Here is a 12,518-nt window from a genome sequence, read left to right on the forward strand (position 1 = left end):
GTACTCGAGGGCCTCGTCCGCGGACAGGATCTTGTCGCGGTCGATGTCCTTGTTGACCTGCTCCACCGAACGGTTGGAGTGCCGCGAGAGCGTCTCCTCCAGCCAGGTGCGCATGCGCATGATCTCGTTCGCCTGGATCTCGATGTCCGAGGCCTGGCCCTGGCCGGCCTCGCCGACGGCGGGCTGGTGGATCAGGATGCGGGCGTTCGGGAGCGCCAAACGCTTGCCCGGCGTGCCGGCGGCGGTCAGCACGGCGGCGGCCGAGGCGGCCTGGCCGAGCACGACCGTCTGGATCTGCGGACGGATGTACAGCATCGTGTCGTAGATCGCCGTCATCGCGGTGAACGAGCCACCGGGCGAGTTGATGTACATGACGATGTCGCGGTCCGGGTCCTGGCTCTCGAGCACGAGGAGCTGGGCCATGATGTCGTCGGCCGAGGCGTCATCCACCTGGACGCCGAGGAAGATGATGCGGTCCTCGAAGAGCTTCGCGTACGGGTCCTGCCGCTTGTAGCCGTAGGCCGTGCGCTCCTCGAAGCTGGGGAGGATGTAGCGGGCGCCGGGCGCCTGGACGCCACCGAAGGCCTGACCGCCGAGCATTGGAGTGTTCATTGAAGTTTGTCCTTGTCCTTCCAGCGGCCTGCTACTTGGATCCGGCGTCGGTGCCGCCGCCGCCGGAGACGTCGAGCGCCGATTCGCGGATGTGGTCGACGAAGCCGTACTCCAGCGCCTCCTGGGCGGTGAACCAGCGGTCGCGGTCGCCGTCGGCGTTGACCTGCTCGACGGACTTGCCCGTCGCCTCCGCCGTGATCTCGGCCAGGCGGTTCTTCATGTCGACGATCAGCTGAGCCTGGGTCTGGATGTCGCTGGCGGTCCCGCCGAAGCCGCCGTGCGGCTGGTGCAGCAGAACGCGCGCGTTCGGGGTGATGTAGCGCTTGCCCTTCGTGCCGGACGTGAGGAGCAGCTGCCCCATCGACGCCGCCATGCCGATCCCGACGGTGACGATGTCGTTCGGAACGAACTGCATCGTGTCGTAGATGGCCATACCGGCGGTGATCGATCCGCCCGGAGAGTTGATGTAGAGGTAGATGTCCCGCTTGGGATCCTCTGCGGCCAGGAGCAGCAGCTTCGCGGCGATCTCGTTCGCGTTCTCGTCCCGGACCTCAGAACCGAGCCAGATGATGCGGTCCTTCAGCAGTCTGTCGAACACGCTGGGCTGGAAACCCATGTCGGCCATATTCGCTCCATTTCCTTTGTCGCTTGGGATCGAATCTATCGGAGCGCCGAGCCCATTTCGGTGCTGTTCGCCCTCGGCAGAGTGCGGCGTCCGCGCGGCGTCACTCGTCGTCGAGTGCGGCCGCGTAGGCGGTCACGGCGCGGCCGTAGCGCGGGAGGTGGGGCGCGAGGGCGCCGAGGGCCTCGCGGAGGGCGTCGGCCGGCATCCCGTCGTCGAACAATGCGAGCGCGACGAACGCCCGGGCGGCGTCGGCGAGTGGATGCGCCGGCTCGTCGGCGAGGAAGTCGCGCAGCAGGCTGAGCGCTTCGGCCGGACGATCGAGGTTGCGGAGGGTGCTCGCGAGCTGGACGATCGCCTGGCCCCGGTACGGCTCGGCGAGGCCGTGCGCGAGCGCGGCGCGGTAGAAGGGCTCCGCGTCGGCCTCGCGGCCTGCGAAGTCACGGGCGCCCGCGGCCTCGAACAAGGCCTGCGGATCGTTGGCCGGCCGTTCGCCGACGAGGGCGTCGATCGCGGCGAGGGTCGCGTCTTCGTTGGTGTCGTCGGCGACGGCCCAGACCGCATCCACTCGCTGCCGCCAGTCGTCCATGGGTGCTCCTTCGTCTGTGGGTCGGGGTCGGTGGGGTCGCCGTCTGCGGTCGCGATCTGTGGGCCGCAACACGCCGCCTCCCATGCTGTCAGACGGCGTGTTGCGTCCCCTAGTTCGTTCTGTGCCCGGACGCACGGAAGCCGGGCCACGCGGAGTGCGTGGGCCCGGCTTCGGTGTGAGTGCCGGCGACGGTTACTGAGCGTCGGCCTTCTTCTTGGTGGAGCGCTTCTTGGGCTTCTCGTCGGCGGCCGGAGCCTCGTCCGCGGGGGCCTCGGGCGCCTCGTCGGCCGCGGCGGCCTGCGACTCGTCCGTCTCGGGCTCCTCCGCGTCGGCGACGGCCGTGAACTCGGCCAGGTCGACCGGCTTGCCGTTGCTGTCGACGACCTTCACCTTGCCGAGGACGATCGCGAGCGCCTTGTTGCGGGCGACCTCGCCGACCATCGACGGGATCTGGCCGTTCTCCGACAGGATCTTCACGAACTCGTTCGGGTCCATCCCGTACTGGGCGGCGCCCTGGACGAGGTACTGCGTGAGCTCGTCCTGGCTGACCTTGACGTCGTTCTGCTGCGCGACCTCGTCGAGGAGGATCTGCGTGCGGAAGGTCTTCTCGCTGGACTCGGTGACCTCGGCGCGGTGCACGTCGTCCTCGAGGCGGTTCTCCTGCTCCAGGTGGCGGTGAACCTCGTCCTCGACGAGCTGTGCCGGGACCGGGATCTCGACCAGCTCGAGGAGCTTGTCGACTAGCTGGTCGCGGGCCGACGTGCCCTGCGCGAAGACCTTCGAGCGCTCGACCTGGCCACGGAGGCTCTGACGCAGCTCGCCGATGGTGTCGAACTCGCTGGCGATCTGGGCGAAGTCGTCGTCGGCCTCGGGGAGCTCGCGCTCCTTGACGGCGTTCAGCGTGACGGTGATCTGTGCGTTCTCACCCTCGTGGTCGCCGCCCATGAGCGGCGCCTCGAACGTGGTGGTCTCGCCGGCGGTGAGCGTGTCGAGCGCCTCGTCGATGCCTTCGATGAGCTCGCCCGAACCGATCTCGTAGGAGATGTTCGCTGCGGTGTCGACCTCCTCGTCGCCGATCACGGCGACCAGGTCGATCTGGGCGAAGTCGCCCTGCTTGGCGGGACGGTCGACCGTGACGAGGGTGCCGAAGCGGCTGCGGAGCTGGTCCAGCTCCTCCTCGACGTCGTCGACGCCGACCTCGGCCGCATCCACCGTGATGGTGATGTCGTCGAAGTCGGGGAGTGCCACCTCGGGGCGCACATCCACCTCGATCGTGAGGAGCAGGTCGCCCGAGAAGTCCTTCTCGTTCGGCCACTCCGTGATGTCGGCCTCCGGGCGGCCGAGGGGACGCACGTCGTTCTCCTCCACCGCGAGGCGGTAGAAGCCGTCGAGGCCCTCGTTGACCGCGTGCTCCAGGACGGCGGCCTTGCCGACCCGCTGGTCGATGATGGGCGGCGGCACCTTGCCCTTGCGGAAACCGGGGATGGTCACCTGCTCGGCGATGTGCTCATACGCGTGCTTGATGGAAGGCTCCAGCTCCTCCGGCGTCACCGAGATGGTGAGCTTGGTGCGGGTGGGGCTGAGCTTCTCGACCGTGGTCTTCACGATGTCTGGGTTCTCCTGAATGTTCGAACGGTGGTCTTCTCGCAAGGAACGAGGTCCTCGTCGGGGCGACAGGATTCGAACCTGCGACCTCCCGCTCCCAAAGCGGGCGCTCTAGCCAAGCTGAGCTACGCCCCGGCTTCAACGGTGCGAAAGACCGGGGCAAGTCTACTGCACGCGGGGTGCCGCGCGCGTGTACTACGATGGTCGACGGCCGCAGCATGGAACGCGGCCACGGCGCCGCAGCAGCGGCCCCGGGGATGTAGCTCAATGGTAGAGCCTCAGTCTTCCAAACTGATTACGCGGGTTCGATTCCCGTCATCCCCTCCATTACGGACACTGGGCGAGCGGGCCGTCGAGCGAAATGCTCCTTAACGCGATCCCCGTCAAAACCCCGTCTAGGAGTCCAGAGTGACCGTCTCCGCGGCCTCAGTTGTCGCTCAAGTGCTACCCGCACTACTTGTCGTGGGACTGCTGGGTCCGCTCCTCTTGGGCTGGAAGATCGAGCCCCCGGAGCGCATCTATTTCGCTTCCCATACTTTGAGCGTCCTACTGGCGGAGGTCCTTCTTTATTGCATCATCCGCGACCAACCGCTTTCGGACGGTCTTTCGGGGCTAGTGCAAGCCGCAGTGCTGTACTCGCTGATCGGCATAGCTGTCCTCGTTCTGGCTTGGGCGAAGTCGACTTCGGCAGAGCGTGCTGAGGCTGACAAGGCAATGGAGCTTAGACGGCGCGCACGAGGAGAACTGCGCCGGTCGGCGCGGTCCGCGCCCAATCACGCGAGCGATTCGGCACTTGACGTACCGCAACCGGACGACCTCGCCTGACCAACGGCCGTGTGCGTGACACGCCAGACCGTATCGAAAAGTGTCTGAGGTCCGAGGTAATCTCACTTCCGAAGATTCTTCGAACGCGGAGGTAACCCGTGGCAGAGCTCCCTTTATACGAACCATGCACTTGGCCGTGTGCATGCTGTGGGCTCTCCGCGCTTGACGTCTGGGAGAAGCGCGAGATCGAGGTGCTTCGCAAGGGCCGTGAACACGAACTCCCGCGTGAGCACCCAGCAGTAATGAAGCGCCGAGGAGCTGTGTGGGTGGCTTAGACGAGTTGGACGATTCCGGAGTACAGCGGCTTATCCAATCCGCGGGGGCCGTGGCTGGCGCCGCAGTCGGGGCGGCTACCGGTCTCCTCGTTGGCGATCCGGTCCTGGGCGCTGCCGCAGGTCAGACGTTGTCGGAAGTGGGCAAGGAGATCGCGCGACGTTACCTGAGCCCCCGACAAGAGCAGCGCGCAGGTACCGTGCTCGTACTGGCTGCCGCCAACATCATGGCGAACGAGGCCCTGGGCAACAAGCTCCGAAACGACGGGTTTTTCGACGGTGAACGGTCCGATGCAGAAGAAATCGCCGAAGGCATCCTTCTAGCGGCCATGGACGAGCACGAAGAGCGCAAGCTCCCGTATATGGCAAACATGCTTGGAAACCTCGGATTCATGCCACAAATTGATGTAAACACCGCGAATCGTGCACTGTCCGCGGCCGAACAGCTGAGTTGGCTAGAAATGCGTATTTTGGCCATTGTGAGCCGGAAGGAGGAGCTTCCCCTGCCTGCCATCGACCTTCCGAACTACGCTCCCAACTGGGCAGACTGGACAACTATCCGCGCAGCGAACGATCTGCGAAGTGAATCCAAGGGCATGCTGGCATATCCGAGGCGCGAAGAGCCGTCTCGGACTGGAATCCGAATATACGACTTACGTATGAGTTCTCTGAAGCTGTCCTCTGGTGGCCAGCTTCTAAGCGGTCTCATGGAACTGGACTCCATCACGCGTCCCGAACTAGAACCGATCTATCAATCGCTACTTCGCGCCGCCCCTCCGGATGACGGTGAAGGTGATGCTGATGAAGGCTGAAGCCTCGACGAAGTAAACGGCTAAACTGCGCGATCTCCGCGCTGTAGTCGCTCGGATAAGGGTGGGAGTAGACGGACTCGGTTGTGACGAGCGAGGCGTGGCCCATCCACCTCCCCATGAAAACACTGAGCCGAGCGGGTTAAGGCGGTGCGCTCCGGAGCACATCCCTTGACCGCGGTTCAAGACTCTGGAGCGTCGTCCAAACTGATGACGCGGGTTCGATTCCCGTCATCCCCGCCACGTGGTCCGCGGGACCCCGCGGACATCTCGATCCCTCTGAACCTCCCGGTCGGTTGTGGGTCGCCTTCGCCGGAGTTGCGTTGAAATACGCGCCCTCTACATACAGCCCGGCTTCGGGTCGTACCGCCACGCGACCATGTTCGTGCGCCCCAGGGCAGTCAGCGTCCAACGAGCAAACGGGATCAGAAGCGCAGGCTCATCAGCTGACGACTACGCCAGACTGTGACCAGCAGGAAGAGGCGAAGGAGGACGTCGATGTCCGCACCGATGAGCGACGAGGACCGACAGTACATGCAGCAGATGACGGGCGCAGCTCCCGCTCGTCCGACGCCGACGCACGAGGCACAGGTGCGGACGTTGCTGGGATGGATCACTCTGTTCACGGGGATCGTGGCAGCGGCGACGGTGGCGAACTTCATCGCGTCGGTGGTGATCGGCCTCCAGGCAGCTCGTTCGTTCTAAACGACGACCAGACTCCAGACAATGGCGAGCGGCCCGTCGGCCGCCCGCCTTGATCAATACGTCTTCGCAGTGATCGTCCCCTGGAACACCTCCTCAGGCGAATACGGAACGCTCGGCGGCCAGCGCGCGAAGCGCTGTGAGGGCGGACTGATGGCCCGCCCGCACGGCACCGTCGAGGTAGCCGCACCAGAACAGGGACGTCTCGGTGCCTGCCCAGACCAGCCGGTCGATCGGGGCGCGCAGCGCTGGTCCGTACTCCAGGAAGAGTCCCCGTGACCAGACGTCCTCGTCCCCGAGTGTGTAGGTCTCGTCGAGCCAGTCCTGCATGACCCAATCGGTCGGGGACAGCGCTTCTTCACCGAAGCACTTGGCAAAGGCCTCGAGGGTCTTGGCCCTTCGGTCATCCCGGGAGATCGCCGTGCCGTCGCTCTCACGCGGCGAGAGTGCCAGAGTCACCAGCACGCCCTGCGTCGAATCCGGCGGAGTGACGTCGGAAGAGACGTTGAACACACCGTCGGGCGAGATGATCTGCCCGGACGCGCCCATGTCTCGCCAGAACGGGCGGCTGTAGGTCGTGTGCGTCTTGATGAGGCAGTGATCCTTGTCGATGGTTTCGTGCAGACCCTTGCGCAGCTCCGGCAGCTCGGGCTCGAAACGAATCTGGGAAGACAGGCTTCCTCCCATGGCGAGGATGACCCGATGTGCCTCGTACGTTCCGGATGGCGTCTCCAGGCGAACGGGCCCCTGGTCCTCCTGCCAGTTCGAGATCGCCGTCACGGGCGAGGAGAGCCGCAGGGCGTCCCCGATGTCCTCCGCGATCTTTTCCGACATGCCTGCGGTGCCACCGACCACGTGGAACTGGGGCACACCGCTGCCCACCGCGCCTATCCCCTCGAAGCCGCCCGTGGAGTGCAGCACGAAGAGCGCGTTGAGCAAGGTCATCTCGTTCAGCGGAGCACAGAAGGTGATCTGGAAGGTGATTTCAGCGATCATGCGCTCCGCGGGCGTGAGGTCGGCCTGGTTCAGGAAGTCCTCGCATGTCATCGCGTCCCAGGCAGCTGCATTGGGAGCCTCCCAGGGCGCGTGCAGCGGTACGGCGAACGCCATCTCGTTCACGAGTTGCGCGAAGCGGGGGTCGGGAGCGACCGGTTTCGACCGCTACGCGTTGCCGCCGATCACTGCGAACGCGTCGCCATCGGTGTACTGGGGGAACCGGTCGAGCTCGAGCTCGTGGAGCAGGTCGATGACCGCCGTCTGATTGGGATTCACCCACGTGGCCCCTCCATCGACGGGAAGCCCATCGACGTGCTGGGTGATGGTTCGCCCCCCGACACGGTCGCGCGCCTCCAGCACGACGAAGTTGCTGAGGCCGCTGCGTTTGAGGTCGCGGGCCGCGACCATCCCGGAGAGACCGCCACCGACGACCGCGACATCGAAGACCCCGTCGCTGGGCCCTCGCGCTTGGGACGAGGCTGTATTCATTGACACTGGATTCCCCTCTCTCGCACCCGCCGCTTGAGGCAGGTTCTCGACATGGCATCGCACGGATGAAAGAACATCCCGGCGGCCAGTGGAGGCCACGTCACGAGCCACTACCCGCGGACGATATACCCGATGCGGTTGAGGCCGCGAGACAGTTGCTGCCGGACGAGCAGACCTGTTTCGATCCCCGTCATCGCGTCCGATCGGTGGACCGACACGGCCTGTCGGGAGGCGGTCGGTCAGCGCTGCAGGAAGGCCAGGACGGCGAGGACGCGGCGGTGATCGTCGCCCGAGTCCTCGAGGCCGAGCTTCTGGAAGATCGCGGTGACGTTCTTCTCGACGGCTCCGACTCCGATGACCAGACGGCCGGCGATGGCGGCGTTCGTGCGGCCCTCGGCCATCAGCTCCAGGACCTCGCGCTCGCGCGGGGTGAGCCTGGCCAGTGGATCTGTTCGCCGGGTCAGCAGTTCACGGACGACCTGCGGGTCGAGCACGGTACCGCCCGCGGCGACACGGGTGATGGCGTCGCGGAGTTCGTCCAGGGAGGCGATGCGGTCCTTGAGCAGGTAGCCGGTGCCGCCCTCGCCCGCGGCCAGGAGCTCCTGGGCGTAGGTGCCCTCGACGTACTGCGAGAGCAGCAACACGGACACGTCGGGGTGTTCTCGGCGGATGCGCAGGGCCGCCCGGACGCCCTCGTCGCGGAAGGTGGGCGGCATGCGCACGTCGAGAACGACGACGTCGGGCATGAGGTCCGGGAGTGACTCCATCAGGGTGTCGGCGTCGCCGAACGCACCGACGGTGTCGAAGCCGGCCTCGTCGAAGAGGCGGATGAGACCCTCCCGGAGAAGGACGGAGTCGTCCGCGACGACGACGCGCAGGGGTCGGGAATCGCTCGGCGGCACATGTCCAGCCTAGGGCCGCATCAACCGGCGTCAGGCGAGCGGGATGCGCGCGCCGATCCGCGTGGGACCGCCGGTGGGGCTGTCGACCACCAGTTCGCCACGCAGGCCGTGCACCCGCTCCTCCAGTCCGCGCAGGCCGTGGCCCTCCACCAGGGTGGCGCCGCCGTGGCCGTTGTCGGTGAGCCAGACGTTCAGCCAGTGGGCGCCGGCCGCATCCACCGTCCGTTCGAGGAACAGGCGGGCGGAATGAGCACCGGAGTGCTTGGCGAGGTTCGTGGCGAGTTCGGCGAGGACGTAGTAAGCGTTGCGCTCGATCTCGGGGCTGAACCGCTCCGCCGGCTGCAAGGACGATTCCACCGCGAGCGGGATGGGACTCCGCGCGGCGAGCGACTCGGCCGCGGCGACGAGGCCCCGGTCTTGCAGCAGCGGCGGAGCGAACCCGCGGGACAGCGCGCGCAGCTCCTCCAGAGTGTCGCCTGCCTGCTGCCGGGCCTCGGCGAGCAGGGTGGCGGCGGCCGCGGGATCGTCGGTGAGCTTCCGCTCGGCGGCGGCGATATCCATCTGCAGGCGGATGAGGCGCTGCTGCGGACCGTCGTGCAGGTCACGCTCGAGACGGCGCAGCGCCTGGTCCTCCGCGGCGACGGCGGCGCCGCGCGACGACGACAGGTCCGCGACCTCACGCTGCAGCGCCTCCGACGGCCAGGCTCCGAGCATCCCGCGGGCCACCCCTTCGTGCAGCAGGGTGAGACCGCGCGTGACGAAGGGCAGCGTGGCGGCGAAGAGGACACCTGCGATCAGGTAGAGGATGCGGTCGCCGGCAGTCGGATCGAAAGTGGAGTGCGTACGGAAAACGGCATCGACGATGGTCCGCGACAGGAAGAATTCGCGGTCGCCCTGCGGGATGAAGGGCGCCCAGATCCAGGCGGTCAGACCTCCCAGCGAGGCGGACAGCCAGACGATGGTCACCGTCCACGACACGATGCTGAGGATCGGGTTGATCAGCATCCCGTGCAGCAGATACAGCCAATAGTGCCCGTTCGCGAACGGCCCGAAGATGGTGCGCCAGAAGGTGCGCGGGGTTCCCGGGCGCTCCCAGACCGGACGCGGGATCGCCGGCCTCCGCGCCCACTCGAGACGGGTGAGCTCGACCATGCCGAATCCGCGAGCGGTGTAGAAGGCGGCGACGACGATGAAGAAGCCGACGTAGATGACGATGGTGCCGACGCCCGTCCAGAACAGCGACATGAGCACCGACATGCCGATGATCGCGATCGGCATCGTCAGGAGGAGGAAGCCGAGCTCCCAGGGAACCCCGCGCCAGAGCGCGCCATAGCCGGCGCGGCGGGCGGAGGGTGCGGGAGGGGTCACAGCATCCAGCGTGGCAGAGAGCGGGCCGCCGGAAGGCTGCGACCCTGAAGACTGGGGAGAATCGGGCGGGTGTGGAGAAACTGGCATGGTCTCAGAGGACATGTCTCCAGCCTCCCGGGATGCCGTCGGCCGGCCCATCCCGCGTCCCTCCCGAACCTCCCGGGGGTTAACCCGACCGCAGTTAGTGCAGCCTTGGCTTCGTTGCGGAATTCCGGGGGCTGAGTAGCGTTGAGCCAGGCAGAAGAAAGGACGCATCTATGACGGACATTGCTGCAACCCAGAGTGTTTCCAACCCGGACGTCGCGGCCGGGGTCGCGCAGTTCCTGAGCCCGGTGGTCATCGACCTGACCGCAATCGTGGTCAACGGCAAGCAGGCGCACTGGCACGTGCGCGGCGCGAACTTCATCGGTGTCCACGAGCTGCTCGACACGATCGTGGCCCACGCGCAGGAATGGGCCGACCTGGCCGCCGAGCGGATCGTCGCCCTCGGCCTCCCGGTGGATGCGCGGCTCGGCACGGTCGCCGCGAAGACCACGACCGCCGAGCTCACCGCCGGCTTCCGGCCGTCGGACGAGACGATCGCCGAGGTCATCGCGCAGCTGGACGCGGCCCTCGCGGGCGTGAACACGGCCGTGCGGGAGCTCGCCGAGCTCGACCAGACCAGTCAGGACGTCGCCATCGAGATCGCCCGCGGGCTCGACAAGGACCGCTGGTTCCTGTTCGCCCACATCAGCGAGTAGGCGCCGCTCCGTCGAAGGGCCGTCCGCGGGAGCGGGCGGCCCCTTTGCATGCCGCCGCCCGCGGGCCGTGCTGCGGGTCAGCGGAGCGTGTCGTGGGTGAAGCGGCCCGCGAGCAGGGTGGCCGCGACGGGCATGGCCCGGACGCCATCCGGCGTCGCGGACACCGGGTCGCGGTCCAGCACAATCAGGTCTGCCGGCTCCCCCGCCGCCACGACTGATCGCACCGAGGAGGCGAGAGCCACCTCGACCGACACGCATTGCTCCGGGTGCCACGGCGCCCGTCCATCGCGCGTGCGGCCGACCGCCGAGGCGATCGCCGCCCACGGGTCGAGTGGTGCGACGGGCGCATCCGACCCGAAGGCCAGGCGTGCGCCGGCCGCGTGGAGGTCCGCCAGCGGGAAAGCATGAGCTGTTCGCCCCTCCCAGAGCCTGTCGGCCACATCCCGGTCGTCCATGGCGTGCTCCGGCTGCACACTGGCGATGACGCCGAGCCGGGCGAATCGCGGGATGTCGGACGCGTCGATCAGCTGCGCGTGCTCGATGCGGCCGCCGGCGCCGATCGCCTCGAAGGCATCGAGAGCGCGCCGGTTGGCCTCGTCGCCGATGGCGTGGACCGCCGGCTCGAGCCCGTGCGCCACGGCGAATCGCATGCTCTCGACCAGTTCGCCCGGCGAGAGGTTGGCGACTCCCATGCCTCCGTCCGGGTAGGGGCGCGAGCACAGAGCGGTGCGCGTGTTGAGGGAGCCGTCGGAGATCACTTTGAACGGGCCGACAGACAGCAGTCCCCCGGTCTCCGCCACGACGTCACCGGTGCGGAGGCCGAGTTGCGCCGCCCGGTCGAGGTGGTCGCCGTAGATGCCGAACTCGACCCGGAGGCCGTCGGCGCCAGCCGCGATGCGCCGCGTCCAGACGTCCAGGTTCCAGCCGTACTCAAGGTCGACGACTCCGACGACACCGCGCGTCGCGGCAACGCCGGCGGCGTCCCCCGCCCAGCGGTCGAGGGTCGCCTCATCGGCGGCCGTGAGCATGGTCGTGACCGCGAAGCTGGCGTCCTCGCGCAGCACGGCCTCGGTCGTGCCGGGAGCGAAGCGGTGGGCCGCAGCCGAGTTCAGCCACGAGCAATGGAGGTCGCCTGCGATCAGTACGACGGGACGGTCGGCGACAGCATCCAGAAGCTCCAGGGTAGGGACATCGGCCCACAGCGCGTCGTGGAACCCGAACCCCACGATCACGTCCTCGTCGGGCGAATCTGCTGCGCGGCGGCGCACCAGATTCGCCGCCTCGGCAGCGGAGGAGGCATGCGAGACGTCGAGGCGGCGCGCGGTTTGGGCCCACTGCGTGAAATGGACGTGCTGGTCCCAGAGCCCGGGCAGCAACCAACGGCCGTCGAGAGGGATGCGCTCCACGCCCACGCCGGCCGGCGCCGTAGCCGCGGGGACGACTGCGGCGATCCGATCGCCGTCGATCACCACATCCACGAGTTCGGCCCGATCCGGGATCCGCCGGTCACCCGTCCCTCGGTCACTCAGGCGTCCAAGGCCACCGGGGATCTGCGCCCCCGCGAGGACCAGCGTCATCGCACGCCGCGCCTCCGGTCGTGGACGAGCCGCATCTCACGCAGCAGCCCAGCGCTGGCGTACGGCCCGTCGCCAGCGAGTTCGGACATGATCGAGTCGACGATATGGTCCGGGCGGTTCTGGCTCATCTTCTGCTTGGCGACGACGCGCGTGGGCGCCAGCCGGAGGCCGACCGTGCCGGAGACGATGCGCTCGGCGTACTGCGCGTCCTGCAGCGTGCCGCGCATGCGGCGCGGCGAGGGCAGCTCGTCCTCGAAGTGGTCGACCAGGCGTGCCAGGACGTCCAGGTTCTCTTCATCGCTGAGCAGCTCGGGGACGCCGGAGAAGTGGGCGGTGACGAAGTTCCACGTCGGAACCGCTGGGTTGTCGTCGTACCAGCTCGAGGAGATGTAGCCGTGCGGTCCCTGCAC

Annotated in this window: 13 protein-coding genes and 2 tRNA genes; 4 read left to right on the plus strand and 11 right to left on the minus strand. The window is 67.4% G+C overall.

What is annotated here, in order from left to right; translation table 11 throughout:
- From ACPYOG_RS16290 to ACPYOG_RS16310, 5 genes are all read right to left on the minus strand, one after another.
- A partial coding sequence (locus tag ACPYOG_RS16290) for an ATP-dependent Clp protease proteolytic subunit (RefSeq protein ID WP_481295217.1) occupies nucleotides 1-612 on the minus strand: 612 nt, incomplete at its 3' end.
- A gap of 31 nt (nucleotides 613-643) precedes the next feature.
- On the minus strand, nucleotides 644-1,237 hold the full coding sequence (locus ACPYOG_RS16295; protein WP_170857607.1) for an ATP-dependent Clp protease proteolytic subunit: 594 nt from the start codon (nucleotides 1,235-1,237) through the stop codon (nucleotides 644-646).
- Nucleotides 1,238-1,337: 100 nt separating this feature from the next.
- Complete coding sequence (locus tag ACPYOG_RS16300; RefSeq protein ID WP_481295218.1) at nucleotides 1,338-1,823, minus strand: tetratricopeptide repeat protein; 486 nt, start codon at nucleotides 1,821-1,823, stop codon at nucleotides 1,338-1,340.
- Between the two features lie 192 nt (nucleotides 1,824-2,015).
- Nucleotides 2,016-3,428: a trigger factor gene (gene tig / locus ACPYOG_RS16305; protein WP_481295219.1), complete on the minus strand. Its 1,413-nt coding sequence runs from the start codon at nucleotides 3,426-3,428 to the stop codon at nucleotides 2,016-2,018.
- A gap of 60 nt (nucleotides 3,429-3,488) precedes the next feature.
- Nucleotides 3,489-3,563 (minus strand) — tRNA-Pro (locus ACPYOG_RS16310).
- A 118-nt stretch (nucleotides 3,564-3,681) separates the two neighbouring features.
- On the opposite strand from ACPYOG_RS16310, the gene ACPYOG_RS16315 reads away from it, so the two are divergent.
- From ACPYOG_RS16315 to ACPYOG_RS16325, 3 genes are all read left to right on the plus strand, one after another.
- Nucleotides 3,682-3,755, plus strand: a tRNA-Gly gene (locus ACPYOG_RS16315).
- A gap of 910 nt (nucleotides 3,756-4,665) precedes the next feature.
- On the plus strand, nucleotides 4,666-5,337 hold the full coding sequence (locus ACPYOG_RS16320; RefSeq protein WP_481295220.1) for a hypothetical protein: 672 nt from the start codon (nucleotides 4,666-4,668) through the stop codon (nucleotides 5,335-5,337).
- Nucleotides 5,338-5,832: 495 nt separating this feature from the next.
- Complete coding sequence (locus ACPYOG_RS16325; protein ID WP_481295221.1) at nucleotides 5,833-6,039, plus strand: hypothetical protein; 207 nt, start codon at nucleotides 5,833-5,835, stop codon at nucleotides 6,037-6,039.
- Nucleotides 6,040-6,132: 93 nt separating this feature from the next.
- Here ACPYOG_RS16325 and ACPYOG_RS16330 read toward each other — a convergent pair whose 3' ends face one another.
- The 4 genes from ACPYOG_RS16330 to ACPYOG_RS16345 form a co-directional block, all read right to left on the minus strand.
- The gene (locus ACPYOG_RS16330; RefSeq protein WP_481295227.1) at nucleotides 6,133-7,146 is read right to left on the minus strand and encodes a flavin monoamine oxidase family protein; all 1,014 of its coding nucleotides are present in this window, start codon (nucleotides 7,144-7,146) and stop codon (nucleotides 6,133-6,135) included.
- 51 nt (nucleotides 7,147-7,197) lie between these two features.
- The gene (locus ACPYOG_RS16335; protein ID WP_481295222.1) at nucleotides 7,198-7,521 is read right to left on the minus strand and encodes a flavin monoamine oxidase family protein; all 324 of its coding nucleotides are present in this window, start codon (nucleotides 7,519-7,521) and stop codon (nucleotides 7,198-7,200) included.
- A 239-nt stretch (nucleotides 7,522-7,760) separates the two neighbouring features.
- Complete coding sequence (locus ACPYOG_RS16340) at nucleotides 7,761-8,423, minus strand: response regulator transcription factor (RefSeq protein WP_481295223.1); 663 nt, start codon at nucleotides 8,421-8,423, stop codon at nucleotides 7,761-7,763.
- 30 nt (nucleotides 8,424-8,453) lie between these two features.
- Entirely contained in the window at nucleotides 8,454-9,791 is a 1,338-nt protein-coding gene (locus tag ACPYOG_RS16345) for a sensor histidine kinase (RefSeq protein ID WP_481295224.1), read from the minus strand.
- Nucleotides 9,792-10,048: 257 nt separating this feature from the next.
- Between ACPYOG_RS16345 and ACPYOG_RS16350 the strand changes: the two genes are divergently transcribed.
- Complete coding sequence (locus tag ACPYOG_RS16350) at nucleotides 10,049-10,531, plus strand: Dps family protein (RefSeq protein ID WP_192628797.1); 483 nt, start codon at nucleotides 10,049-10,051, stop codon at nucleotides 10,529-10,531.
- A 77-nt stretch (nucleotides 10,532-10,608) separates the two neighbouring features.
- Here the strand turns inward: ACPYOG_RS16350 and ACPYOG_RS16355 are convergent, their stop codons facing one another.
- Both ACPYOG_RS16355 and ACPYOG_RS16360 read right to left on the minus strand, forming a co-directional pair.
- A complete protein-coding gene (locus tag ACPYOG_RS16355; protein ID WP_481295225.1) occupies nucleotides 10,609-12,108 on the minus strand; it encodes an amidohydrolase in 1,500 nt (499 codons plus the stop codon).
- On the minus strand, nucleotides 12,105-12,518 hold a 414-nt coding region (locus ACPYOG_RS16360), incomplete at its 5' end, for an FMN-binding negative transcriptional regulator (protein ID WP_481295226.1). The genes ACPYOG_RS16355 and ACPYOG_RS16360, both read right to left, overlap by 4 nt.

The sequence above is a fragment of the Leifsonia sp. HAY1-4F genome, from assembly GCF_056755275.1.

Coding starts and splice junctions, on each gene's coding strand:
- ACPYOG_RS16350 (WP_192628797.1), top strand. CDS start 10,049: ATGACGGACATTGCTGCAACCCAGAGTGTTTCCAACCCGGACGTCGCG.
- ACPYOG_RS16355 (WP_481295225.1), bottom strand. CDS start 12,108: ATGACGCTGGTCCTCGCGGGGGCGCAGATCCCCGGTGGCCTTGGACGC.
- ACPYOG_RS16335 (WP_481295222.1), bottom strand. CDS start 7,521: ATGAATACAGCCTCGTCCCAAGCGCGAGGGCCCAGCGACGGGGTCTTC.
- ACPYOG_RS16300 (WP_481295218.1), bottom strand. CDS start 1,823: ATGGACGACTGGCGGCAGCGAGTGGATGCGGTCTGGGCCGTCGCCGAC.
- ACPYOG_RS16295 (WP_170857607.1), bottom strand. CDS start 1,237: ATGGCCGACATGGGTTTCCAGCCCAGCGTGTTCGACAGACTGCTGAAG.
- ACPYOG_RS16325 (WP_481295221.1), top strand. CDS start 5,833: ATGTCCGCACCGATGAGCGACGAGGACCGACAGTACATGCAGCAGATG.
- ACPYOG_RS16330 (WP_481295227.1), bottom strand. CDS start 7,146: ATGGCGTTCGCCGTACCGCTGCACGCGCCCTGGGAGGCTCCCAATGCA.